Source organism: Paraburkholderia sp. BL6665CI2N2 (assembly GCF_004366535.1).
Taxonomy (GTDB): Bacteria; Pseudomonadota; Gammaproteobacteria; order Burkholderiales; family Burkholderiaceae; genus Paraburkholderia.
Genome location: NZ_SORC01000001.1, coordinates 3496535 through 3519557, shown reverse-complemented (window position 1 = coordinate 3519557; position 23023 = coordinate 3496535). Strand labels below are relative to the sequence as shown.

Sequence of the window (23023 nt, the reverse complement as noted above, 5' to 3'; positions counted from 1 at the left end):
GAGTCGCCTCAGGCCGCGGCTTGCAGGTAACGCCAGTGCGGTCACCACCAACGCGGCGAACGCCTGGAGGGCAATCTTGAGGCGGTTGCCTCCAGGAGGCGAGGCTCAACCGCGACAACCCGCTGTCAACCTCGACGATCATTCAACCCGACACCAACGACCGGTTTCCGGGCACACCATGGCGGGTTCGCCATTCACGCACACTTGATCTTTATCCGCGTGCAAAGAGGTTGGAGAGGCAATGTCGAAGGCAACTTTAAGCGTCTGCGCCACATGCACGTCTTCGATGGGAAGCTCCCACGTCAGGAATATTTGCGTGCAATCCTGATCCGCAACGAAGTCAGCAGCATTGAATCCGCTGCTGCCGCGCCGGATTACCCCATGTGGCTGGCCGGTGTCGAATATCAAGGCCGTGCCGCGAGTCAGGGGAATGCGATGACCCGTACCGGGGAAATGCACATCCAGCCCTTTGTCTTCGCTGAGAAAAAGATTGCAGAAGGCCGCACCGCCATATTGCGCGCCGTCATGGTGATATCTCGCGCCACGGCAGGCCATGAGCGCAATGTCGCTGACGGCAAGCACGCCGGGCAGGCCGAGCGCAGCCGTCCATTCGGACGCTGCTCGCACGCAGCGCGTGTAGTCCGGCCAGCGCACTTGCGTTCGCGCCAACGGCATGACCTCGACGTCACCGGGTTCGAGGACCATGCGCGACGACGTCTCCCTGTCCCAATCCGCCAGCACACGAGCGGGGAGCGGCGGCACGTCGAGCATGCCTGACAGCACGATGTCACTGACGCTTCGACTGCGAATGGCATCGCCACTCGAGAAATAGGAAGTCAGTAGGTCTCGCTTCGATGCTGTAGAAGATTGGCTCATCCGCAGCATTGTAAGTTACCGCCCCGCTTTGAATTGCGTCCGCGCTGACATGGCGCTTGAGGTATGGGATGTCGCGTTTCATCAGCGGCGCGGACGTTTGGTAGAAAAACTCGACCATCTGTTGCGCAAAGTGGTCCACTTCGACGACCCGACGGCGATGGTCTTTTGGCCCAATAGAAAACCTCAGTTGATCGCGGAGACACAAAGCATTGCGCAAGCGATCCAATGCGTCGCTGACCCATCGCGAGATCGAAGTCGCGCTGACTATTCTCACCGGTCACTCGACCAGGTACATGGCGAGACAGCTGAGTGCATCACCGGCCCCGGCCAAGGTTCACCGGCGCAATCTCTACAGGAAACTGAGCATTTCCTCCCAGGCAACACCCTTTCTGCCCATCATGGACGAGGACTCAGAGGCGGGCGGAAGCCTTAACGTCGTCCCGCTCTTTGTATCGCAATGTATCTGCACCGTAGCAAGGTACATAACGTTTCATCAACGGGCATTGCTGACATAAGCCAGATACGTCCACGGGGTCTAATGCTTCCAAGCCAGCCGAACTGGCCTTGCTAACCAGAACGCAAACGGGCGTTTGCGTGGAAGACATTTTCTCGAGGTGAAAGTCATGAAAGTCATTCGTTCGCTTATCGTCGCCGCTGCCGTTGCTCTGCCGGCTTTGTCGTTCGCACAATCGAATCAGCCGCTCACCCGGGCGCAGGTTCGCGCGGAACTCGTGCAACTGGAGAAGGCCGGTTACAACCCCGCGAGCGATGAGACGCAGTACCCCAGGAATATCCTGGCTGCCGAAGCTCGTGTGAGTGCGCAAAACGGGCCGACGGCATCGTCATACGGCTCGGCGACGGCTGGCAGCTCGGCATCGGGCTCGCGTGCGCCGGACTCTGAAGTGATCGGTCTCGGCGCGATCTACGCCAAGCCGTAACTTAAACTCGGCTTCGAGGACAGGCGCTTCTGTCGACCACGCCTCGCGATGTTTTGCTTCAAACATTCGGTGCGTCGCGCGGGCGCACCGTTCAATTCAGCGCTGTCGCACATAAGGAGAATTAGCGATGTCTGACCAGATCAACACCCGGCGGCGTCGTCTGCTCGGGACGGCGGTTGCGGGCCTCAGCCTGACGGAACTGGGACTAAGCGGGCTTGCCAACGCACAGTCCAATAGCACGAAGGCGGGAGCGAGCGCCGCCTCGTTCGACACCCTCAAGCAGATCAACGCGGGCACGCTCAGCATGGGATACGCCGAGGCGGGCCCGCAGAACGGTCCGGTTGTGATCTTGCTGCACGGCTGGCCGTACGATATCCATGCCTTTGCCGAAGTCACGCCGTTGCTGGCAGCGGCCGGCTATCGCGTCATCGTGCCGTATCTGCGCGGCTATGGCACGACGCGGTTCCTGTCCGCGGATACGCCGCGCAATGGCCAGCAGGCCGTCGTGGCGGTCGACATCATCGCGCTGATGGATGCGTTGAAGATCGACAAGGCAATTTTCGGCGGCTTCGACTGGGGCGCGCGCACGGTGAATATTATCGCCGCGCTGTGGCCGGAACGATGCAAGGCGATGGTCTCGGTGAGCGGCTATCTGATCGGCAGCCAGGAGGCGAACCGCACGCCGTTGCCGCCGAAAGCGGAACTGGCCTGGTGGTATCAGTTCTACTTCGCGACGGAGCGCGGCGCGGCGGGTTACGACGCGAATCGCCACGAGTTCAACAAGCTGATCTGGCATACGGCATCGCCGAAATGGAATTTCGACGATGCAACGTACGAGCGCTCGGCACAATCGTTCAGCAACCCTGATCATGTCGCGGTGGTGATTCACAACTATCGCTGGCGTCTGGGACTGGTGAAGGGCGAGCCGCAATACGACGATCTGGAGAAGCGCCTGGCCGCGGCGCCGACGATCGCCGTGCCGACCATCACGATGGAAGGCGACGCGAACGGCGCGCCGCATCCGGACCCGGCGGCGTATGCGAAGAAGTTCACCGGCAAGTACGCGCATCGGAACATCGGCGGCGGCGTAGGACATAATCTGCCGCAGGAAGCGCCGAAAGCATTTGCCGATGCCGTGATCGATGTCGCACGTTTCTAGCATTGCGCGCGCTGACGGCTATTGCAAAGCGTCCGCACGCGGCCAACGTATTGGCTAGTCGCGTTGCTCCGCCGCTCCAGGTTTGCCGTCGCGACCTTTACCGCTTCGCCGGTCTTCGTCACGATCATCGCGATTGTCGACGAACGGCGAATCGGTGTCGCTTCCGCCGGCGCGCAACACAGCGCGCGCTTCTTCAGCCAGCTTTTCGTAGTGTCGTCGAAAGCGCGTCAAGTCCTTTTCCTCGAGCTCTTCAAGATCGAGCAGGGCGTTGTGAGCCCCGCCCAGTGCGCGGATCAACTCGTCGAGCTTGATCTGCATCGCGGCGGTGTCGCGGTTCTGGGTGTTCTGGATCAGAAAGACCATCAGGAATGTAACGATCGTGGTCGACGTGTTGATCACGAGTTGCCACGTATCGCTGTAGTGAAAGAGCGGGCCGGTGAGGGCCCAGACGATCACCATGGCGACGGCCAGCACAAAGGTGACCGGCCTGCCGGTCATCGTGGAAAGGAAGCTTGCGAACTTCGAAAACCATTTGCCGCTCATCATGACCTCCGGGGGGGCGGTTCGACGTGAGGCATCATCGCACACGCGCAACCCCGGCTCACGGGCATGCCGCGAAGCACCTCAGCGGTCCGCCGATTTACCCGACACGATCGATTCAGGATGCCGTTCCAGGTAATCCGACAGCGCCCTCAGCGCGCTAAGTGTCCGGTACCAGATCCGTGTTGATTCGCAGGAAGAGGGAATTGGCATTCATGCGCGCCTGATCCCGTGCATGCGGCCAAAATACTCGCGACGTTTTTTGCTGATACCAATTGAAGCCCACTGGTATTGCCGCCGCATTGAATTGCGCGCGCTGCGGATAAGTGGTTGTAAATCCGCATCACATTTATTCTTTTCTCCGCTGCCATAGACGGTCACATATGCATGCATTTGATCGTCTACCGCACATCTGCCCACGCACTTCATAGCGCGACCAAGCCGCTTATTCACAGTGTTCTCCACGTTGATTCCCATATGGCGGTGCATGCGCCGGGGCGGCGCTTATTCCGCTGATCTTTCAACCAGCGCAGCCGCGCGATTCCTCAGCCAAAACCGCGCCATCAGACAAGGGTAATTACTTACAAAAGAGTACGCCAGGTGCAGATTTAACAAAGTTAGAATGTTTCATCTAATGCTGCATCGCAAAACGATTCGAGCGGCTTGGGGCAATTCGATGGTCAACAATCTGCTTGCATCCCGCTGGTTTCGCATATCTCTTGTCTGAGCAATGTGAACGTCTTAACGAAGGAGTCCAGAGTGTATTTTTCGACGCCAGATCAATTCATCTCCCTGCAAAGTGCCAATGTTGCCGTCGCCTTTTCGTTGGCGCAGCAAACATTCCAGTATTTTGAAGAGCTGGCTAAGTTGAACCTGCAGGCAGCCAGGGCCACGCTTGCGGAGAGCGAGCAGGCATGGCAGATGGCGATGTCGGGTAAGACGCCGGTCGAGCTGTTTGTTCATCAGGCCAGCAACGCCAAGCCCGTCGCTGAGAAAGTACTGTCTTATAGCAGTCACATGTTTGAAATCGCGAATGACGCACAAGGCGAGTTTCTGAAGATTGTCGAAGACCGGTTCGCACAGTCCAACACGAAAATGCAGACGGCGTTCGACGACTTCGCGCGCAATGCGCCCGCAGGTTCCGAACTCGCGGTCACCGCGTTCAAGTCGGCGGTTTCCAGCGCGGGCGCTGCCTACGACGCGATGCGCAAAGCCACTGCGCAAGCCATTGCCATGGCGCAAGCCAGTCAGTTGACGGTGCCTGCTCAGGCGCGGGCCAAATAAAGCCAGTCAGTCAACAGCAATGCTCACGCAGCCTGGCGCAAATGCGCCGGGGGCTGTTGTTTCGCTTTCCTCCAAGCAGACGGATCGGCCGATTCGGAAACGAAACGGGTATCGCGTTGCTTGCCAACCCGTTCGAAGGGCGGTCCGAAGGCGCTTGATAAAGTAAGCCGGGAATGTAATGGGAAGTCACGCTTCTTATAGGAACGATCTTTCGCATATTGAAACGATAGTCACAACGCTAGAGAGATTGCTTTCAAAAGGTGATTCGATGGCCGGCACGTCGGTCATCAATGAACCGAATTATTGGCGTCAACGTATCGAGACAATACTGAATCAGCGCGAAATATCGAGGGTCGAGCGCGAGCATGCCGACGCCTTGCTCAGGCGCTTGAGCGGAATCATCAAGATGCCTTAATAAGGTGGGAGAATCGGCAAACATCGAAAAGCCGCGAGCAACGCGGATCAGTCAATATAAAAGGACACGACATGACCAGTGAATCTTCTGAGAGCGGATTGCAGGTACTGACATCGCACACCCCGGGCCGTCATCGACTCGTGGTGCGCGCGGCACTTCATGGCATGCGCATTGCCGCAATCTGGCAGGTGCTATTTCCATTCTCCCGCAACGTCGAGACAGTCGCTGTCACGACGCTTCCGGGCAGCGGTTTTGAAGAGGTCACGATTGCGCTGGCTCAAGCGCAACGCGAGTTGGTGGACGCGATGATCGCGCGCTTCAAGAGCATGTCCTGGGTGACGAGCGCAACGCTTTGCTAAAGGCGTGATTTCAACGCGCCCGGTCGTTGCATGCAAATAGCCGGCTCCGGCTATTTGCACGTCAAGCGCAACCCGCGCTTTATTCGAGAGCGGAAGCCGGACCAAAGAACTCATACCGGCTCTGCGACTCCGGCACGCCGATCGCCTTCAAATGCTTCTTGATGGCCTTCATGAACGCGATCGGTCCGAGGAAATAGACGTCGATGTCACGCGTCCTGGGCAGCCACGCGTCGAGATGCTTTTCGTCCAGATAGCCGATGCCGTGCGCGTCGGCATCTTCCGCGCGGCGCTGCTCATAGCAATAAAAACGCTTCAACTTCGGATGGCGGGCGGCCAACTGGTCGATCACGTCGCGGAACGCATGCACGCCGCCGTGACGCGCCGAGTGAATGAAGTGCACAGGGCGATCGGTTTTCAGCGCGGCTTGCAGCATTGCGAGCGTGGGCGTGATGCCCACGCCGCCGCTGATCAGCACCAGCGGCTTGTCGCTGTCTTCGAGCTTGAAATCCCCAGCCGGCGCGAACAGTTCCACGGTATCGTTTTCATTGACGTGCGTGTGCAGATGGTTCGACACCTTGCCATTCGGTTCGCGCTTCACGCTGATCCGGTATTCCTCGCCGTTCGACATGGCCGAGAGCGAATAATTACGCCGCACTTCCTCGCCGTCGATCACGAGCCGCACGCCGATATATTGCCCCGGCTGAAACGCGAGCAACTCGCCGTTGTCGTCGGGACGCAGATAGAACGACGTGATCTCGTCGCTTTCCCGCACTTTACGGGCGACGCGAAAAAGCCGCGTGCCGCGCCAGCCGCCCGGCGCCGCTTCGCGCTCGGCGTACATTTTCTCTTCGAGGCCGCTCAGCAGATCGGCGAGTTGCTGATAAGCGGCGGCCCATGCTTCGATGACCGAATCAGTGGCGATCTCCGCGCCGAGCACTTCGCGGATAGACCTGAGCAGGCACCGTCCAACGATCGGATAATGCTCCGGCAGGATATTCAGCGCGACGTGTTTGTTGATGATCTGCGAGACCAGCCCGCCCAGTTGTTCGAGTTGATCGATGTGACGCGCGTACATCAGCACGCCGTTGGCCAGCGCGCGCTGCTGCGCGCCGCTCGCCTGATTGGCGAGATTGAACATGGGACGCACTTCGGGATGTTCGCTGATCAGCATGTCGTAGAAGTGCGTGGTCAGCGCCTCGCCCCCGCTTTCGAGAAGAGGAACGGTGGCTTTGACGATGGCGCGGTGTTCGGCGGAAAGCATGGGAAGTCCTGGGTTGTTGGTGGATATCCAGTCGTCTTCGACTGATGTGCTGATGTATCCATGTTCCGTGCCAGGTATAAAATATAATCAAATCAATGATCTGAGTTTAATGATGGTCAATTCGACCTTAGTCGAAAAGACTCCTGATGGAGTCAATTTGACTGCGGAAGCACTGCTGGACGTCCTGACACCGCTGATCCTCGATCTGTCGCGCGAGCTGTCCGACCGCGAACGCTACCGCCGTCTGCTGAGCAGCCTGCGCGCGCTGTTTCCCGGCGACGCGGCCGCTCTATTGCGTCTGGAGGGCGACACGCTAGTGCCGCTCGCCATCGACGGATTGAGCAGCGATACGCTTGGACGCCGCTTTCGTGTAAGCGACCACCCGCGCTTCGAGCAGCTGTTGTCACGGCCGGAGCCGACCCGCCTCGCCGCCGACTCCGATCTGCCGGATCCCTACGACGGCCTCGTGCAAGGCGTGGCCGGGCATCTCGAAGTGCATGACTGCCTCGGCTGTCCGCTGTTCGTGCGCGGCCGGCCGTGGGGGCTGCTCACGCTCGATGCGCTCGACCCGGCGCGCTTCGACAGTATCGACATGGCGTCGCTGCGGGCGTTTCTGGGCCTGGCCGCCGCTACCGTGAGCGTCGTCGAGCGGATTGACACCCTTGCGCGCAGCAGCGAGGAAGAGCGGGCGCGTGCTGAAGCCTACCGGCAGGCGAGCAGCCAGAGCCGGCGCGAGATGGTCGGCAGCAGCGACGCGCACACGCATCTGATGAAGGAAATCGAGGTGGTCGCCGGTAGCGATCTGACTGTGCTGATCACCGGCGAGACCGGCGTCGGCAAGGAACTCGTGGCCAACGCGATCCACGCGCTCTCGGCGCGGGCGAACAAGCCGCTGATCAGCCTGAACTGCGCCGCGCTGCCGGATACGCTCGTCGAGAGCGAACTGTTCGGGCATGTGCGCGGCGCGTTCTCCGGCGCGTCGTCGGACCGGCGCGGCAAATTCGAACTGGCCGACGGCGGCACGATTTTTCTCGACGAAGTGGGTGAGCTGCCGCTACTTGTGCAAGCCAAGCTGTTGCGGGTTTTGCAGAACGGCCAGTTGCAGCGCATCGGCTCGGACCACGAGCACAAGGTCGACGTGCGGTTGATCGCCGCGACGAATCGTGATCTGGCTGAAGAGGTTCGCGCCGGGCGGTTCCGCGCGGACTTCTATCATCGGCTCAGCGTCTATCCGTTACGCGTGCCGCCGTTGCGCGAGCGCGGCCGCGACGTGTTGCTGCTGGCGGGGTTTTTTCTCGAAGAGAATCGCTCGCGGCTCGGTCTTTTGAGTCTGCGTCTGGCGACGGATGCGCAAGCCATGCTGCTGCGTTATCCGTGGCCGGGGAACGTGCGTGAACTAGAGCACCTGATCGGCCGAAGCGCGCTCAAGGCGCTGGCCGCGAATCGCGAGCGTCGCCGGATTCTGACGTTGACGGCCGCCGACTTTGCGCTGGCCGCCGCACCGGAAGAAGACAGGGTCCAGAAAACGCAGGCCGAAACAACTGAGACCGGATCGAAGGATTTTCGCAGCGCGGTCACCGAGTTCGAGCGGAACACCGTTGTCGACGCTTTGGCGCGCCACAATCAGAATTGGGCGGCGGTCGCGCGCGAGCTTGGTCTTGACCGCGCGAATCTGAACCGGCTCGCTAAACGGCTCGGCCTTAAATGAAGACGATCTCCATGGAATAAAAGGCAACGCAGATGACAGCCGGGCAGCACTGCACCGCTCGGATTCATGCTGCGGCGGCTGCCGGGTCGTTGCGACCTGTGGTGATGATGGGCTGCCGCGCCGCTTTTGCCGTATGACTATTCCGATGAGAACGTTCGAACGATTCGCATGTGTTCTCACGTGCGAATCGGGATCGCCTGCTTGCCGTTACTCCGCGATCGAAAAACGCGCCGGGCGCTTTTGCGGTGCCTGGGTTGGACGCTCCACGCGCGAGGTGGCGCCGCGAATAAAGAGGATTGCGCAAAAGGCCACCATGGCCCAGATGCAGAAAATTACCGTCAGAGCGCTCATGTCAATTTTCAGAGGGTGAGATGCGATGGGTGCTGTTCGGCCGGCGGCCCGGTCAATGCGTCGTATGCGGGCCGCTGCCGTCGAACAGAAGCTCGTCGATCAGGCGCGTGGCCAGTTGCAGTTGCTGTTCGAGCGAGGCGCGCGTCGCCTCCGCGCCTGCCGCGTCGCCGCGCGCAACGGCGTCGTAGGTCTGCGTCGCGAGGCACAGCACGCTCTCCGATGCGAGGTGCAGCCCGCGCATTGTTGCGGCGTCGGCGCCCGGCACCGGACTGGTCCATTCAGGCGCCGAAGCAGCCGGCCGGCCGATTTCGAACTCGTTATCTTTATCGTGGCGGGTAGACATCATGGGCTCCTTGCGCAATGGGTACGCCAAGTGTGCGCTGGCGGGGCAGGTTCCAATCGGCCGAACAGAAGCCTGTTTTTTAGTCAATCTGCGATGATCGGAAAACCGACGTATTCCGCTGAAGAATAGGCGTTGTCGGCGCCGCCGTCCAGCGGCCGGCGCGCTTTCGCGCGCGGGCCGAATAGCCGCGCGGCGCGACCGCCGCTAGCGGGCGTCCTGCTGCAGATATTTGTGGGCGAACGCGATTGCCATGCTGCCCTCGCCGACCGCGGAAGCAACGCGTTTGACCGGGCTCAGGCGCACGTCGCCGCAGGCAAACACACCGGGCACGCTCGATTCGAGCAGGTAGGGATCCCGGTTATGAGACCAGCGTCCGGCCTTGACGACGTCGTCGCCGGTGAGCACGTAGCCGCGCGCATCGCGGGCGATTTCTTCGGGTAACCAGCCGGTCTGTGCGTCGGCGCCGATGAACACGAACAATGCCCCGCAATCTTGCCGGCGCGCTTCCTCGCTCGACGCATCGCGCACGTCGATCGCGGTCAGATGGGTATCGCCGTACGCGCCCACGACTTCCGCCCGCAGTCGCACCGCCACGTTCGACTTGCCGCGCAGCTGCTCGATCAGATAGCGCGACATGCTCTTTTCGAGCGAATCGCCGCGCAGAACGAGCGTCACCATGCGTGCATGATTGGCAAAGTACAACGCGGCCTGGCCGGCCGAATTGCCGCCGCCGATCAGATACACGTCGAGGCCGTGCGTCGCGTTCGCTTCGCTGCGTGACGCGCCGTAGTAAATACCCTTACCGATAAACCGGTCGAAGCCTTCCATCGACAAACGCCGCCACGTGACACCCGTCGCAAGAATGATGGTGCGCGTCCGGATGATGTCGCCGCCGTCGAGGTGAACGCTACGCGCCTGCACATCGATCCGGTCGACTGACCGAGTCACCAGAATCTCAGCGCCGAGCCGCCTTGCCTGCTGCAGTGCACGGCTCGCGAGTTCGTCCCCGGAGACGCCGTTAGGAAAGCCCAGATAGTTCTCGATACGCGAAGAGGTGCCGGCCTGGCCGCCCGGCGCTTCGCGCTCCAGCACGATAGTACGCAAGCCTTCCGATGCGCCGTACACCGCCGCGGCAAGACCGGCCGGGCCGCCGCCGATGATCATCGTGTCGTATTCGGCGAGGCGGGGCTGCGTTTGCAGACCGAGCAGTCCGGCAAGCTCGCGGGTCTCGGGCCGGTTCAGCACCGTGCCGTCGACCAGTCGCAGCGACGGACCCTCTTCTTCCGCCGGACAGGTTCCGGGCCAACGCCTGGGCAGTTCGGGCGCGTCCGGCGTCATCCAGTCGTAGCTGATCTGGTTGCGCGCGAGGAAATGCCGCAGCGCCGTACAGGCATCGTCCCAGCGGCTGCCGACCATGGTGACGCGCGCCTTGGGCGGTTCAGCGGAAAGCCCCTGCAAGCCGCCGATGCGTTCGCGCGCGAGCGCGCCCATCTTGAGCGCCACAGCGGGCGATGTGGCCGCCAGTTCGTAATAACGCTGAGCGTCCACGCGCATGACGCGGGACGGCTCCGCCGCACGGTACGCGCCGGGAAACGGCGAACTCAGCGCAAGCGGCACTTCGCCGAAGATCGTGCCGGGCAAACGCCAGCCTAGCGTGCGCTCGATACCGTCGAACGTCTTGATGACTTCCATCTTGCCGGTGAGCACGACGTACAGTGCGCGTTCGCCGCCTTCATGTACCGCGAACTCCCCGGCGGACAGATGGAGGTCCGCGGACGTGTGCGCGAGATGGTCGAGTTCGTCGTCGGAGAGGGTGGCGAAGAGCGGTACTGACCGGATGTCGTCGGTTGTCAGCATGGCTGGGTCCAGACAGGCAGGTGGAGGAGGGCGGTCTGCGGGAGTCCGAACCAGTATAGGCCGTTCGCCTGGCGCCTTCATGCTTCGAGTCTGCGACGAAGCGCACGCGGCATCGCGCCCAAACCTTCGGTGAGTGGGCCGATTGCAGCGAGTCGGGGTGTTCGAAATGCACGCGACAGCCATTCTGCCGTGTAGTTGGGAAGCTGCCTGTCGATCGAAGGCAGGCGGTCATTCAATTAGTTCGGACTGCAGTATTACTGAGTGCCGCCTGGAGCCGGTGCCTGAGAAGCTGGACCGACTCGCGCGGATTGTCTTACCAGTTCCTGCGTCATCGCGGCGGCGACGGGGTTCGACCCGCGGTGGTCCTGGCTGGCCGGTGCGGCCTGCGTCGGCGGTGGCATGGGCAGCGACGGATCGGGTTTGGAGGATTCCCTGACGAGTTGTTCCGTCATGGCCGCCGCGACGGCATTCGAACCATGCCGGGTCAGATCGCTTCGCGCGCGTGCGGTCGGCTGCACGGTGTTCGCCTTCGCAGCGACAGACTCGCGCGCTTCCGCCGATGCAGGCGCGCGCCCCGGCGCTTTGTGTCGCGATGCCTGTGGCTGCGCGCCGTTGAGGACCGGCTCCGTTTTGGGCGACAACGGTGCGCCCGCGATCTCGCCCGTGCTGTTCGCGGACGGCGAAGTGGCAACCACGTTGCCCGCGGTCACATGCGTGCCGTCCACGCGCGGACTAACCGGTGCCGTGGCGACGGAGCTGGCCGTCACCACGTCCGGCGCCCCTTCGGAGCGATTGCTTTTAGGGAGAAGCTGGTAAGCGATGAAGCCCACGTCCACCAGAACCAGCGCGACTACTAACGCCTTGCCTGTATTCGTCATATCCAACACCGAACCATTCGAGTGAGGTGATCGAATCATGATAATCGACCGCCAAAAAACATTTGGCGCGGCGTTTTGCAATGCGATTTATGCGGTTTTCTCCGTGCGTTTTGACACCGTTCTGACACCGCTCGACGGTCGGTCCGTCACTATCAGCCACCCGCCGCCTCTGCGCGTTTCGTTGAGAAGTCCCAGCGCCTTGTCGAGTGAGCCGCGCGCCTTGAGCAGCGTAAACGCCCGTCTGTTGATCAGCGCCATGATTCATAGTCCTCGAGTCTGGTCTCGAGCGCCGATAACCTGGCATCAGCATGCGGCGCGTGTCTCGCGCGTACGCAAACGGGCGTTTTCACGGCATATTGGGGTTTAGCCGGGTTATAACGTGACGTCATGGGCACTCAAACAATTCCGGCGTTGTCGCGAATAAATAGACTCACTATATTGGGCTCAACGATGCATGACATCGACGATATGTTCGCTCAACCGTTTCGAGGACCCCGTCGTGATCAAGAAGCCCATGTTGCGCCCGCTTGCCGCTGTTCTGATCCTCGGCGTCGCGAATCTCGCGTCCGCGTGTTTGACGCCCGCGTTTGCCGCCGCCGGCAAGATCACCTTTGTCTCGCAAGGCGGGACCTATCAGGAGGCGCAGACCAAGGCGATTCTCGATCCGGCTGCGAAGCTGCTTAACATCACGGTGAACCAGGACAGCATTCCGGACGCGTGGCCGCAGATCAAAGCCTAGGCCGCGACCGGCAAGCCGATCTGGGACGTGGTCGACACGCCGACCTCCAACTGCCTGCGCGGCGGCAAGGAAGGTCTGCTGGAAAAGCTCGACTTCTCGAAGATTCCGAATGGGGCGGCCATGCCGGAGAAATACCGCACGCCGTACTCGGTCGCGTACGAGTTCTATTCGACGGTGATCGGCTACAACAAGAAGTCGTTGAAAAAAGTGCCGCAGAGCTGGGCCGATTTCTGGAACGTGAAGGCATTCCCCGGCACGCGCGCATTGCGCAATGATCCGCAGACCGTGCTCGAAGCCGCGCTGCTCGCCGACGGTGTGCCGCGTGACAAACTCTATCCGCTCGACGTCGATCGGGCATTTAAGAAGCTGCAGCAGATCAAGCCGGACGTGACCGTGTGGTGGACCTCGGGCGGCCGGTCGGCGCAGTTGTTGCACGACGGCGAAGTGGATATGACGATGATCTGGAACGGCCGTGCAAGTGCGGTGCGCAAGGACAATCCCGATGTCGACTTCACCTTCAACGACGGAATTCTGCAGAACACCCAACTCTGTGTGCTGAAGAACGCGCCGAACCTGCCCGAGGCGATCAAGTTCGTCAACGCAGCTGTCTCGCCGGAATTGCAGGCCAACTTGCCGCTTTATATCGACTACGGTCCGGGCAATCCGGCGGCATTCAAGACCGGCAAGATCGACGCGAAGCGCGCGAGCGAGTTGCCGAGCTCGCCGGAGAATGCGTCCAAGCAGGCGTTGATGTCGGAGGAATGGTGGGCGTCGGACGCCGGCATCCAGGCGAAGGCGCGCTGGCTCAAGTTCATGCAGTAAGCGCCATTATCTTGCGCGCGCGAGTCGAGGCCGTTGAGTGCCAACGCGCCGAGTTGCGCGCGCAACGCTGAGCGCTTGTCACGCGTCCCGCACGACTCATCGTCTGCGCATTCATCGAACGTGATCGACTATCTGATTCTCGGCGGCGGCTCGGCCGGCTGCGTGCTCGCCGCGCGCCTGTCGGAGGATGCCGGCAAGACCGTCTGCCTCGTCGAGGCCGGCCGCAATATCTCGCGAACGGATATGCCCGAGGCAGTGCGCAGCCGCTATCCCGGCCGCGCCTATCTCGAAACGGCGAACATCTGGCAGCGACTGAAGGCATGCATGAGCGCCTCGGCCACGCCGCGCCGTTACGAACAGGCGCGCCTGCTCGGCGGCGGTTCGGCGATCAATGCGCTGATGGCAAATCGCGGCGCGCCGGCCGACTACGACGAATGGCACGCGCTCGGCGCGCATGGCTGGAACTGGAGCGCCTGCCTGCCGTACTTCCGCAAGCTCGAAACCGATTGCGACTTCGACGGCGCGTTGCATGGCAATAGCGGGCCGGTTCGCATCCAGCGCGCGCCGTGGGCGCGTGTCTCGCCATTCGTGCGCGCGGTGCTCGCCACGCTCGACGCACGCGGCCACCCGCGGCGTGATGACCAGAACGGCGAGTGGCAGGACGGCACGTTCATTGGATCGATCGCGGTGAGCGCAGCGGGCGAACGCATCCCGACCTCGGTCTGCTATCTCGACGACACCGTGCGCGCTCGACCGAATCTCACGTTCCGCACGCACACGCTCGTCGAACGTGTGCTGTTCGACGGCAAGGTCGTGATCGGCGCGCGCGTGATCGGCCAGGACGGCCGCAACGAAACGTTGCGCGCCAAACATGTGATCGTCTGTTCGGGCGCGATTCACAGCCCCGCGCTGCTGATGCGAAGCGGCATCGGCCCGGCGGCTGAACTCGCCGCGCTCGGTATCGAGGTGGTGGCGGATCGAGGCGGTGTCGGCGGCAATCTGATGGAGCATCCGTCGATTGCCGTGTCGGCGTTTCTGCCGCGCGCTTCCCGCACGTTATATCCGAACGAGCATCACGAGCAGGCGATCGTGCGCTTCTCATCGGGGGTGAGCGGGGCAGTGCCCGGCGACATGCACGGTGCGATCCTCTCACGCTCGGGTTGGCATTCGGTCGGCCACCGGCTCGGCACGATCTTCTTCTGGGTGAACAAGTCGTACTCGCGCGGCCGCGTGAGTCTCGCGTCGGCTGATCCGAAAGACGAACCCATCGTCGACTTCAACATGCTCGCCGACGCGCGCGATCTCGAACGGCTGAAGCTCGCGCTGCACTTCGGCGCCCGCACGCTCGCTGATCCCATGATGGCGCAGCATCGCGCGACGCTGCTGCCTTCGAGCTATTCGCCGCGTGTCGCGAGCGTGGCCGTGCCGGGCGCGTGGAATGCATTGCAACGCGGCATGCTGAGCCTGCTGCTGGACATTGCCGGACCGATGCGCGCGTGGCTGGTGCGCAGCGTGGTCACGCAAGGCGTGACGCTAAACGATTTGCTCGCCGACGATCACGCGTTGACGCGCTTCGTGACGCGTTCCGTTGGCGGCACCTGGCATCCATCTGGAACCTGCCGCATGGGCGCCGCCGACGATCCGCTCGCTGTCTGCGACGCGCGCGGCGCGGTGTATGGCGTCAGCGGCCTCTACGTGTGCGACGCGTCGCTGATGCCGTCCATACCGTGCGCGAACACGAATGTGCCGACCATCATGATCGCGGAGCGGATTGCGGACATGTTGCGCGGGCGTATGTGAATGCAATGCCGGGCCGTCGCGTTGCAGCGCGGCGGCCCGTCAGGTATCAAGCGATGAATGGTCCAATCGGCGCCCGGCGTGCTCAGTCGCCGAATCCAACAATACCCTTCACTTCAAGAAACGCCTCAAGTCCCCATTCGGCGTATTCGCGTCCATTGCCCGACTGCTTATATCCGCCGAACGGCGAGCCCGCATCCCACGACGGATAGTTCAGATACACGCTGCCCGCACGAAGCCTGAACGCCACGCGCCGCGCGCGCTCCAGATCGGCGGATTGAACATAGGCCGCGAGTCCGAAGGGATTGTCGTTCGCGATCGCAATCGCTTCTTCCTCGTCGCGGTACGGCATGATCGCGAGCACCGGGCCGAAGATCTCTTCGCGCGCGATCGTCATGGAAGGGCGCACATCCGCGAAGACCGTCGGTTGCACGTAATAGCCACGTTCCAGACCCGGCGGACGCCCGAGGCCACCAGCTACGACTTGCGCGCCTTCGTCGATGCCGGCCGCAATCAGCCGCTCCACCCGCTCGAATTGCACGCTGCTGACCACCGGACCCATGGTCGTGCGCTCGTGATCGGCGGGGCCGACGCGTTGCGCCTGCGCCGCGCGCCGCGCGATGTCCACTGCTTCGTCATGGCGCGCCGCAGGCACGAGCATGCGCGTCGGCGCATTGCACGACTGGCCGCTGTTGTTGAAACACGAGTTGACGCCGGCCGTCACAGCCGCTTCGAAATCGACGTCGTCCAGCAGAATGTTCGCGGACTTGCCGCCCAGTTCCTGATGCACGCGCTTCACAGTCGGCGCCGCGAGCTTCGCGATCTCGACGCCCGCGCGTGTCGAACCGGTGAACGACACCATATCGACGTCGGGATGCGCCGCGAGCGCCGCGCCGACAGTCGGCCCGTCGCCGTTGATGAGATTGAACACGCCCGGCGGCACGCCTGCCGCGTCGAGTATCTCCGCGAACAGCAACGCATTGAGAGGCGTGACTTCGCTGGGCTTGAGCACCATCGTACATCCGGCCGCAATGGCGGGCGCGGCCTTGCAGACGATCTGATTGATCGGCCAGTTCCATGGCGTGATCAGCGCGACCACGCCGACCGGTTCGTGATTGACGAGCGTCGTGCCCTTCCTGCGCTGCCACGCGAAAGTTTCGCACGTGCGAATCAGTTCCTCGAGATGCCGCCGCCCGATGCCCGCTTGCCACGCACGCGCCATCGCGCGCGGTGCGCCGAGTTCGCGCGAGATCGTGTCGCCCATTTCGTCCTGGCGTTCGAGAAATACTTCGAGAATGCGGCGGATCAATGCGAGGCGTTCGGCCGGCATGGTCTGCGAGAACGACACGAACGCGCGCTTCGCGGCGGCTACCGCGCGATCCACGTCAGCGGGCGTGCCCATTGCCACTTCGGCGATGGCTTGCTCGGTGCAGGGATCGACGACGGCACGGCGTGCGTCGGTGGACGGCTCGACCCACGCGCCATCGATATAAAACTTCAGTGCGTTGACCATGTAGTCACGTTTCTTCAGAGAGAGAGGTTAGGCGCGCGCCGCGTTGGAGCGGCGGCTTACCACGACGATCATCACGAGGCACAGCGTCAGCGCGGTGAGCATCGTGCTGATCGCGGCGATGGTCGGATCGATCTCGTCGCGCAGCGTCACGAACATGCGGCGCGTGAGCGTCTGGTTCGAACCGCCCGACACGAAGAGCGCGACCACCGTTTCGTCGAGCGCCTGAATGAACACGAACACCGCGCCGGAAATGACGCTTGCCTTGATCTGCGGCAGCGTCACCGTCATGAAACTGCGAAAGCGATTCATGCCGAGACTGCGCGCGACCATCTCCTGCGTGCGGTCGAAAGTGCGCAGATCGGCGCCGACCGAAATCAGCACATACGGCAACCCGAGCATCGTATCGGCGAGAATCAGGCCGCCGAGCGTATTGACGTAGCCGGCCTGAGAGTACACGAAGAACACGCCGACCGCGACGATGATGATCGGCACCATCAACGGCAGCATCAACAGCGTGCGCAGATAGCGCATGATCCAGTGCGTGCCGTTCTGGATCGCGTAGGCGGCGGCCACGCCGAGCGGGGTGGCGATCAGCGCGGCGCAGATCGAAGCACTCAGGGTGGTGCGCGCCGCGTCGATCCATGCGGGGTTGTCGAAGAACGAGTGATACCAGCGCAGCGAATAGGCGGGCGGCGGGAAGGTCATGAAGCGCGTGTCGGAGAACGACAGCGGCACCACGATCAGCACCGGCACCATCAGAAACAGCAGAATCAGCACGACGCTCGCGCCGAGGACGATCCGTCTGAACGGGAGTTTGTTCATTTCGCGCCCAGGGTCTTTTCGAGTGGCACCACGCGGCTCGCGGCGTAGAAAATCGCGAACACGCAGATCAGCAGCACGACGCTTACCGCACTCGCCGCGCCCCAACTGTTGTAGATCTCGACGTTGCGGCTCACCACCATCGACACCATGATCGACTTGCCGCCGCCCATCAGTTCAGGCGTGATGTAGAAGCCGAGGCATAGCACGAACACGAGCGTGACGCCGGCGAACACGCCGCTCAGCGACAGCGGCAGGAACACGCGCAGGAATACGTGCAGCGGCGAGCCGCCCAGGCTCGCGCCGGCTTGCGAAAGATTCGACGGGATTTTCTGCATCGCCGAATAGAGCGGCAGCACCATGAACGGCAGCAGGATATGCACCATCGCGATCACCGTGCCGAACTGGTTGTATGCGAGTTGCACTGGCCGGTCGACGAGTCCCGAGGCGATCAGCGCCTTGTTCACCAGCCCCGTGCGCTGCAACAGCACGAGCCACGCATAGGTACGCACGAGTACGCTGGTCCAGAACGGCAGAATCACCATGCCGAGCACGAGCGCGCTCAGCTTCGGCGGCAACGAAGCGGCGAAGTAGGCCACCGGATAGCCGAGCAGCAGCGTGATGACGGTCACGATAATGCTCAGCTTGAATGTCAGCAGAAACGTATCGAGGTAAGCGCCGGTCAACATGCGCCGGTAGTTTTCGAGCGTGAAGCCGTCGTGATAGATGGACTGCCACGACAGCCACGCGAGCGGCACGACCAGCAGCACCACGATTACGACGAGCGCCGGCGTCATCAGGAGAAGCATCGTGCGATCCTCGCGGCGCTGATAGCGCGCGGCGGGATCGGACTCGGTGGCCTGCATCAAGGCGGTTCCCTGGAGCATCCGTTTGGCGGTTGTCATCATGCACCTACGGCGTCGAGAAACTGACACCACGCCGCGACGAGTCTCACACCCGGCGCGCGCAGCGAATGGAAGGGCACCGGCCGCAGACCGGGCGCGCCGAGCAGCGAAAGCTCCGGCGTTTCGCCGAGCGCGAGCGCGGCGGCATGCTGGCCGAGCAGGCTCGCCATCGCAACGCCTGCTCCGTTATACCCCAGACAAAAGGTCGTGGCGTCGTCGCTGCACCCCACATGCGGCAGCGAATTGAACGTCATGCCCACATAACCCGACCAGCGATATTCCACGCGCAGGTCTGCGAGATCGGGGAAGAGCGCGACCATGGCACGCTGCAGCGCGTCGAAGCCGGTGGTTTGCCCTTCCTTGCCGAACGCGTCGCGTCCGCCGAACAGCATGCGGCCGTCCACTTTGCGGAACCACTTCATCATGCGCCGCGTTTCGGTGTAGCTGCGGCGCTCGACCATCAGGCGCGCGTCGAGGTCGGCGGGAAGGCGTTCGGTGGCGATCATCGCGCTGCGAAACGGTACGAGTTCGCGCTGATACGGTGCGGTGGCCTCCGTGAGATCCGAATATGCATTGGTCGCGACGATGACCTGCTTCGCGCGCACCGTGCCGCCTGGCGTGCGCAGCGTCACGCGCGGCTCGCCGGGCGCGCGTTGCATCTGCTGCACCGGCGTCGATTCGTAGATCGGCACGCCGCGCAGTGTGAGGCCGCTCGCGAGTCCGCGCACGTATTCGAGCGGCAGAATGGTGCCGGCATCCGCGCTCAGCACGCCGCCGACAAAGCCCTTGGAACCCGTCTCGCGTTCGATGTCGGTACGCGATTGCGCGGTCATGGAGGTGTCGCCGAGATTCGTGCGAACCCAGTCGGCTTCAGCGCGGATCGCGGTGAGCGCGGTGTCCGTGTGCGCGCAGCGCAGGCTGCCCGTGTGTTCGAAGCGGGCACCCGCCAACTGGAATTCATCGACCAGCGTCTCGACGACCCGCACGCCGTCATGCGCGAGACGATGCATGCGCTTCGCGGTATCGAGGCCGTGCAGTTTGTCGATGGTGGGAAACGACAGGCGGAACTTCGACGACACCACGCCGCCATTGCGCCCGCTGGCGCCCCAGCCCACCGGATTCGCATCGAGCACCACGCAGTCGACGCCGCGCTTCTGCAGCGCATACGCTGCGGCAAGCCCCGAGTAGCCCGCACCGATCACGGCGACCTCGACGTCGAGATCGCGCGTGAGCGGTACGCCGGTGCTGACCGCCGCGGCGGCGCCAGGCGATGCCGTCAGGAGCGCGCGCCAGAGCGAATCAGGCGCGGGCGTGGGAGGTGTCATCGGCGCGAGCATCGGCTCAGGGGGCGAGGCGTGCTTCGGCTTCGACAGCGTCCGCGAGCGCGCCCAGCGTCGCGAACTTGAAGGTCGGCGTGGTCACCGCTTCCGGCACGGGCGTGGCGCCGAAGCCCTTCACGTTCTGACGGCGCTCGATCCAGCAGGTCGCATAGCCGAGTTTCGTGGCGATGCCGATGTCGTGATACTGGCTCTGCGCGGTGTGCAGGATTTCGCCGAATTTGTAGCCGAACGCCGCTTGACGGCCGCGGTTGTACGCGAAGAATTGCGGGTCGGGTTTGGCCACGCCGGTTTCATCGCAGCAGACGGTGTCGTCGAACGGATCGCCGAGCGTGTGCGCGTAAGCCGAGAGTGCCACGCGGTCCGCGTTGGTCATCGCGACCAGGCGGAAGTGCTTGCGCAGACGCTTGAGCGCCGCGACCGAATCCGCGAACGCCGGCCATTCGAGCACGTCGCGCTGGAAGGCGGCGGCCGATTGCGCGTCGTCAGGCAGACCGAGTTCTTTCGCGAGCGACAGATAGACATTCGCCATTTCGTGGCTCGAACGGCCCGGATAAGCCGCGCGGCCGCGCATGTACGGCTCGAAGATCTGGTCGTCGGTCAGGTCCTTCGCTTTCGGGCCGCCAATGCGCCGAACGGAGGCGAGCACGCCGCGCTCGAAGTCGATGAGTGTGCCGACGACGTCGAACGTCAGGACCTTGAAATCGGTGAGCTTCATGAAATCATCCTTTTGCAATGTGCGGTGAATCGGAGAGGGAGTGCCCCATGCGTGGGCGGAGGAAATCAGGCGGGCACGACGATCGTGTCCTGCGGGTCGAGCGTGACGCTCATCTGCGCGCCCGGCTCGGGAATGCGGCGGCGCGCGTCGTGGCCGCCGGGTTGTCTGAGGCTGATGGCGGTGCCGTCGGCGAGCGCGGCGAACACGCGCAGACTTTCGCCCTGATACAGCACCTCGGTGACGCGGCACGATAGACGGTTCACGTTGCCGTTCTGGACGCCGCCGCCATCGATCACGAGTTTTTCGGTCTGCACCGCGAGCAGCAGTTTGTTGCCATGCGGCAGCGGATGCGCAGTGCGCAGAACGGTATCGCCGAGACGCACGGCGTCGTCGCCGGCGCGCGTCACGTCGAGCAGCGTCGCCTCGCCGATGAAGCTCGCCACGAAGGCATCGCACGGGCGGTCGTAGAGTCGTTCAGGAGTGTCGATCTGCACCAGCCGGCCGTTCTTCAGTACGGCCACGCGGTCGCTCATGGTGAGCGCTTCGCGCTGGTCATGCGTCACATAGACGATCGTCGCGCCGAGCTTGCGATGCAGCCGCCGCAGTTCGATCTGCATGGTTTCGCGCAGCTGCTTGTCGAGCGCGGAGAGCGGCTCGTCCATCAGGATCAGTTGCGGCTCGAACACCATCGCGCGGGCGAGCGCCACGCGCTGCCGCTGGCCGCCGGAGAGCTGACCGATGCCGCGGCTTTCGTAGCCGGAGAGTTCGACCATCGCCAGCGCGTCGGCGACTTTCTTCGCCCACGTGCCTTTCGGCTGACGGCGCGCGCGCAACGGAAACGCGACGTTCTCGCCGACGCTCATATGCGGAAACAGCGCGTAGTTCTGAAACACGATGCCGATGTCGCGTTTATGCGGCGGCGCAAATGTAATGTCGCGCTCGCCGACCCAGACCGCGCCCGAACTCGGCTGCACGAAGCCGCCGAGAATGCCGAGCAGGGTGGTCTTGCCCGAGCCTGAAGGACCGAGCAGCGAGACGAATTCGCCGGGGGCGATGTCGAGTGAAACGTCGTCGAGGGCCACCACCTGGCCATAACGTTTCGCTGCCGATCGGATCGAAACACCTGTTTTCGCTCGTGCGTCCATTGCGTCATGTCTCGCTGTAGAAGCCTGCGTTAGGGAAAATATAGGCTTCGCCTTTTTTGGCGGCAATTCCCAAATTGTTGGAGAAGGCATAACATCAGATCATGCCTAATCTCCGCAAAAAACTGCCGAGCGCCAATGCGCTGTTCGTGTTCGAAGCTGCCGCGCGCTGCGGCAACTTCACGCGCGCGGCGCAGGAGTTATATGTGAGCCAGCCGGCGGTGAGCCGCATGCTCGCGCGCATGGAGGACCATCTCGGCGTGCGGTTGTTCGAGCGCGTGCGCGGCGGCATCGAGTTGACCGAGAACGGTAAGATTCTTTATCGGAAGATCTCCGAGGGCTTCAACGGCATTGAAGGCGCGATCCGCGAGATCGAGGCGCGCGCCACCGGCGTGGAGTCGGTCACGCTGTCGGTGTCCACGGCCTTCACCACGCACTGGCTGATGCCGCGCATGAACCGGCTGAATCAGGCGTTCCCCCATGTCGACTTGCGGTTCCAGTTGATCTCGGGGCGCATCGGCGGGCCGCTCGTCGACGTGGATCTGGGCATGCGCTTTCGGCGCGAGGACGAAATCGGCGAGAACAGTGTGCTGGTCATGCCGGAGACGCTGCTGCCGGTGTGCAACCGGCGCTACGATGAGATCGCGGCCACCGAGGCAGGCCGCGCGCACGGCGACACGGTGATCGTCATGGACGACGGCGAGCGCGGCTGGCATGAGCGCTTTGAAGCGTTCGCGGCACACGGACGGCACGCCGCGAGCATGTTGAGTTTCAACGACTACGCGATCGTCGTGCAGGCCGCGTTGCTCGGCCAGGGCGTGGCGCTTGGCTGGTTGAACGTGGTGTCGCACTGGCTGCTGGAAGGCGCGCTTCAGCCGGCCGAACAGGAACTGATCGTCACCAACCGACGCTGCTGTCTGGTGTGGCCGGAGAGCCGCGCGCTGCGGCCCGCCGCGGCGGACGTGCGCGACTGGATCATCGAGGAGACGCGCGCGGACGTGCGCGCGGTCGATCGGGCGTATCCAAAGTTGGGTTTGCGCCGTTCGCTGGCCGACGCGGGATTGGCGATCGGGTAAGGTCGCGGGCACCCATCGACCCTTCCGGCGCAGTGCAATGCTGCCGCCGTCGTCTCAAGGCTGGTCCCCGACGTCATTATTCGGTCACGAACCTCACGCAGTATTACCGGCGGCCTTCAATCCGCCGACGGGCCGCGGGCCGGCCCGCCCTCAACATCTTTCGCATATCCACGCGGACAAAAGCGC

The 23023-nt window shown here is 62.9% G+C and carries 23 protein-coding genes and 1 pseudogene; 8 read left to right on the top strand and 16 right to left on the bottom strand.

What is annotated here, in order from left to right; genetic code table 11:
• Nucleotides 1–138: 138 nt before the first annotated feature.
• Together B0G81_RS15675 and B0G81_RS43660 are read right to left on the bottom strand one after the other, a co-directional pair.
• The gene (locus B0G81_RS15675; protein ID WP_134137204.1) at nucleotides 139–885 is read right to left on the bottom strand and encodes a hypothetical protein; all 747 of its coding nucleotides are present in this window, start codon (nucleotides 883–885) and stop codon (nucleotides 139–141) included.
• Entirely contained in the window at nucleotides 788–1150 is a 363-nt protein-coding gene (locus tag B0G81_RS43660; RefSeq protein WP_166678902.1) for a hypothetical protein, read from the bottom strand. Before B0G81_RS43660 ends, B0G81_RS15675 begins: the two co-directional genes overlap by 98 nt.
• Before the next feature lie 349 nt (nucleotides 1151–1499).
• Here B0G81_RS43660 and B0G81_RS15665 point away from each other — a divergent pair, with 349 nt between their 5' ends.
• A complete protein-coding gene (locus tag B0G81_RS15665) occupies nucleotides 1500–1814 on the top strand; it encodes a DUF4148 domain-containing protein (protein WP_134137197.1) in 315 nt (104 codons plus the stop codon).
• Between the two features lie 127 nt (nucleotides 1815–1941).
• A complete protein-coding gene (locus B0G81_RS15660; RefSeq protein WP_134137192.1) occupies nucleotides 1942–2973 on the top strand; it encodes an alpha/beta hydrolase in 1032 nt (343 codons plus the stop codon).
• Between the two features lie 54 nt (nucleotides 2974–3027).
• Here B0G81_RS15660 and B0G81_RS15655 read toward each other — a convergent pair whose 3' ends face one another.
• The gene (locus B0G81_RS15655) at nucleotides 3028–3516 is read right to left on the bottom strand and encodes a low affinity iron permease family protein (protein ID WP_208328610.1); all 489 of its coding nucleotides are present in this window, start codon (nucleotides 3514–3516) and stop codon (nucleotides 3028–3030) included.
• A gap of 210 nt (nucleotides 3517–3726) precedes the next feature.
• The gene (locus B0G81_RS15650) at nucleotides 3727–3990 is read right to left on the bottom strand and encodes a hypothetical protein (RefSeq protein ID WP_166679002.1); all 264 of its coding nucleotides are present in this window, start codon (nucleotides 3988–3990) and stop codon (nucleotides 3727–3729) included.
• 282 nt (nucleotides 3991–4272) lie between these two features.
• Between B0G81_RS15650 and B0G81_RS15645 the strand changes: the two genes are divergently transcribed.
• Nucleotides 4273–4797, top strand: coding sequence for a phasin family protein (locus tag B0G81_RS15645; RefSeq protein WP_134137180.1), 525 nt, complete (start codon nucleotides 4273–4275; stop codon nucleotides 4795–4797).
• A 486-nt stretch (nucleotides 4798–5283) separates the two neighbouring features.
• On the top strand, nucleotides 5284–5571 hold the full coding sequence (locus tag B0G81_RS15640; protein ID WP_116147605.1) for a hypothetical protein: 288 nt from the start codon (nucleotides 5284–5286) through the stop codon (nucleotides 5569–5571).
• A 79-nt stretch (nucleotides 5572–5650) separates the two neighbouring features.
• Here the strand turns inward: B0G81_RS15640 and hmpA are convergent, their stop codons facing one another.
• Nucleotides 5651–6832, bottom strand: coding sequence for an NO-inducible flavohemoprotein (hmpA, locus tag B0G81_RS15635; RefSeq protein ID WP_134137177.1), 1182 nt, complete (start codon nucleotides 6830–6832; stop codon nucleotides 5651–5653).
• A 112-nt stretch (nucleotides 6833–6944) separates the two neighbouring features.
• Here hmpA and norR point away from each other — a divergent pair, with 112 nt between their 5' ends.
• Nucleotides 6945–8540: a nitric oxide reductase transcriptional regulator NorR gene (gene norR, locus B0G81_RS15630; protein WP_134143125.1), complete on the top strand. Its 1596-nt coding sequence runs from the start codon at nucleotides 6945–6947 to the stop codon at nucleotides 8538–8540.
• Nucleotides 8541–8747: 207 nt separating this feature from the next.
• Here norR and B0G81_RS43655 read toward each other — a convergent pair whose 3' ends face one another.
• The 5 genes from B0G81_RS43655 to B0G81_RS43650 form a co-directional block, all read right to left on the bottom strand.
• On the bottom strand, nucleotides 8748–8891 hold the full coding sequence (locus tag B0G81_RS43655) for a hypothetical protein (protein ID WP_166679001.1): 144 nt from the start codon (nucleotides 8889–8891) through the stop codon (nucleotides 8748–8750).
• 52 nt (nucleotides 8892–8943) lie between these two features.
• The gene (locus B0G81_RS15625) at nucleotides 8944–9234 is read right to left on the bottom strand and encodes a hypothetical protein (RefSeq protein WP_134143124.1); all 291 of its coding nucleotides are present in this window, start codon (nucleotides 9232–9234) and stop codon (nucleotides 8944–8946) included.
• Between the two features lie 204 nt (nucleotides 9235–9438).
• On the bottom strand, nucleotides 9439–11091 hold the full coding sequence (locus B0G81_RS15620; RefSeq protein WP_134137170.1) for a cyclic nucleotide-binding domain-containing thioredoxin-disulfide reductase: 1653 nt from the start codon (nucleotides 11089–11091) through the stop codon (nucleotides 9439–9441).
• Nucleotides 11092–11345: 254 nt separating this feature from the next.
• The gene (locus tag B0G81_RS15615; RefSeq protein WP_243856468.1) at nucleotides 11346–11969 is read right to left on the bottom strand and encodes a hypothetical protein; all 624 of its coding nucleotides are present in this window, start codon (nucleotides 11967–11969) and stop codon (nucleotides 11346–11348) included.
• 87 nt (nucleotides 11970–12056) lie between these two features.
• Nucleotides 12057–12227, bottom strand: a complete 171-nt coding sequence (locus B0G81_RS43650) for a hypothetical protein (RefSeq protein ID WP_166679000.1) — start codon at nucleotides 12225–12227, stop codon at nucleotides 12057–12059.
• Nucleotides 12228–12468: 241 nt separating this feature from the next.
• Here B0G81_RS43650 and B0G81_RS15610 point away from each other — a divergent pair.
• Nucleotides 12469–13530, top strand: a pseudogene (locus B0G81_RS15610) (ABC transporter substrate-binding protein).
• A 120-nt stretch (nucleotides 13531–13650) separates the two neighbouring features.
• Nucleotides 13651–15330 (top strand): GMC family oxidoreductase N-terminal domain-containing protein, encoded by a 1680-nt coding sequence (locus B0G81_RS15605; protein ID WP_134137160.1) that lies wholly within the window; start codon nucleotides 13651–13653, stop codon nucleotides 15328–15330.
• 82 nt (nucleotides 15331–15412) lie between these two features.
• Here the strand turns inward: B0G81_RS15605 and B0G81_RS15600 are convergent, their stop codons facing one another.
• From B0G81_RS15600 to B0G81_RS15575, 6 genes are all read right to left on the bottom strand, one after another.
• The gene (locus tag B0G81_RS15600) at nucleotides 15413–16840 is read right to left on the bottom strand and encodes an aldehyde dehydrogenase family protein (protein WP_134137157.1); all 1428 of its coding nucleotides are present in this window, start codon (nucleotides 16838–16840) and stop codon (nucleotides 15413–15415) included.
• A gap of 27 nt (nucleotides 16841–16867) precedes the next feature.
• A complete protein-coding gene (locus tag B0G81_RS15595; RefSeq protein WP_134137154.1) occupies nucleotides 16868–17662 on the bottom strand; it encodes an ABC transporter permease in 795 nt (264 codons plus the stop codon).
• Nucleotides 17659–18525: an ABC transporter permease gene (locus B0G81_RS15590; RefSeq protein WP_243856466.1), complete on the bottom strand. Its 867-nt coding sequence runs from the start codon at nucleotides 18523–18525 to the stop codon at nucleotides 17659–17661. Before B0G81_RS15590 ends, B0G81_RS15595 begins: the two co-directional genes overlap by 4 nt.
• A 38-nt stretch (nucleotides 18526–18563) precedes the next feature.
• Nucleotides 18564–19901, bottom strand: a complete 1338-nt coding sequence (locus tag B0G81_RS15585; RefSeq protein WP_134137146.1) for an FAD-binding oxidoreductase — start codon at nucleotides 19899–19901, stop codon at nucleotides 18564–18566.
• Nucleotides 19902–19905: 4 nt separating this feature from the next.
• Nucleotides 19906–20619: an HAD-IA family hydrolase gene (locus B0G81_RS15580; RefSeq protein ID WP_134137142.1), complete on the bottom strand. Its 714-nt coding sequence runs from the start codon at nucleotides 20617–20619 to the stop codon at nucleotides 19906–19908.
• 65 nt (nucleotides 20620–20684) lie between these two features.
• Nucleotides 20685–21764, bottom strand: a complete 1080-nt coding sequence (locus B0G81_RS15575; protein ID WP_134137137.1) for an ABC transporter ATP-binding protein — start codon at nucleotides 21762–21764, stop codon at nucleotides 20685–20687.
• 101 nt (nucleotides 21765–21865) lie between these two features.
• Between B0G81_RS15575 and B0G81_RS15565 the strand changes: the two genes are divergently transcribed.
• A complete protein-coding gene (locus B0G81_RS15565; protein WP_134137133.1) occupies nucleotides 21866–22837 on the top strand; it encodes a LysR substrate-binding domain-containing protein in 972 nt (323 codons plus the stop codon).
• The last annotated feature ends 186 nt before the right edge of the window (nucleotides 22838–23023 follow it).

What these genes read in the sequence shown, in the direction of transcription:
- B0G81_RS15675 (WP_134137204.1), bottom strand. Translation starts at nt 885, where the DNA reads ATGCTGCGGATGAGCCAATCTTCTACAGCATCGAAGCGAGACCTACTG.
- B0G81_RS15665 (WP_134137197.1), top strand. Translation starts at nt 1,500, where the DNA reads ATGAAAGTCATTCGTTCGCTTATCGTCGCCGCTGCCGTTGCTCTGCCG.
- B0G81_RS15660 (WP_134137192.1), top strand. Translation starts at nt 1,942, where the DNA reads ATGTCTGACCAGATCAACACCCGGCGGCGTCGTCTGCTCGGGACGGCG.
- B0G81_RS15655 (WP_208328610.1), bottom strand. Translation starts at nt 3,516, where the DNA reads ATGAGCGGCAAATGGTTTTCGAAGTTCGCAAGCTTCCTTTCCACGATG.
- B0G81_RS15650 (WP_166679002.1), bottom strand. Translation starts at nt 3,990, where the DNA reads ATGGGAATCAACGTGGAGAACACTGTGAATAAGCGGCTTGGTCGCGCT.
- B0G81_RS15640 (WP_116147605.1), top strand. Translation starts at nt 5,284, where the DNA reads ATGACCAGTGAATCTTCTGAGAGCGGATTGCAGGTACTGACATCGCAC.
- hmpA (WP_134137177.1), bottom strand. Translation starts at nt 6,832, where the DNA reads ATGCTTTCCGCCGAACACCGCGCCATCGTCAAAGCCACCGTTCCTCTT.
- norR (WP_134143125.1), top strand. Translation starts at nt 6,945, where the DNA reads ATGGTCAATTCGACCTTAGTCGAAAAGACTCCTGATGGAGTCAATTTG.
- B0G81_RS43655 (WP_166679001.1), bottom strand. Translation starts at nt 8,891, where the DNA reads ATGAGCGCTCTGACGGTAATTTTCTGCATCTGGGCCATGGTGGCCTTT.
- B0G81_RS15625 (WP_134143124.1), bottom strand. Translation starts at nt 9,234, where the DNA reads ATGTCTACCCGCCACGATAAAGATAACGAGTTCGAAATCGGCCGGCCG.
- B0G81_RS15620 (WP_134137170.1), bottom strand. Translation starts at nt 11,091, where the DNA reads ATGCTGACAACCGACGACATCCGGTCAGTACCGCTCTTCGCCACCCTC.
- B0G81_RS15615 (WP_243856468.1), bottom strand. Translation starts at nt 11,969, where the DNA reads ATGACGAATACAGGCAAGGCGTTAGTAGTCGCGCTGGTTCTGGTGGAC.
- B0G81_RS43650 (WP_166679000.1), bottom strand. Translation starts at nt 12,227, where the DNA reads ATGGCGCTGATCAACAGACGGGCGTTTACGCTGCTCAAGGCGCGCGGC.
- B0G81_RS15600 (WP_134137157.1), bottom strand. Translation starts at nt 16,840, where the DNA reads ATGGTCAACGCACTGAAGTTTTATATCGATGGCGCGTGGGTCGAGCCG.
- B0G81_RS15595 (WP_134137154.1), bottom strand. Translation starts at nt 17,662, where the DNA reads ATGAACAAACTCCCGTTCAGACGGATCGTCCTCGGCGCGAGCGTCGTG.
- B0G81_RS15590 (WP_243856466.1), bottom strand. Translation starts at nt 18,525, where the DNA reads ATGCAGGCCACCGAGTCCGATCCCGCCGCGCGCTATCAGCGCCGCGAG.
- B0G81_RS15585 (WP_134137146.1), bottom strand. Translation starts at nt 19,901, where the DNA reads ATGCTCGCGCCGATGACACCTCCCACGCCCGCGCCTGATTCGCTCTGG.
- B0G81_RS15580 (WP_134137142.1), bottom strand. Translation starts at nt 20,619, where the DNA reads ATGAAGCTCACCGATTTCAAGGTCCTGACGTTCGACGTCGTCGGCACA.
- B0G81_RS15575 (WP_134137137.1), bottom strand. Translation starts at nt 21,764, where the DNA reads ATGGACGCACGAGCGAAAACAGGTGTTTCGATCCGATCGGCAGCGAAA.
- B0G81_RS15565 (WP_134137133.1), top strand. Translation starts at nt 21,866, where the DNA reads ATGCCTAATCTCCGCAAAAAACTGCCGAGCGCCAATGCGCTGTTCGTG.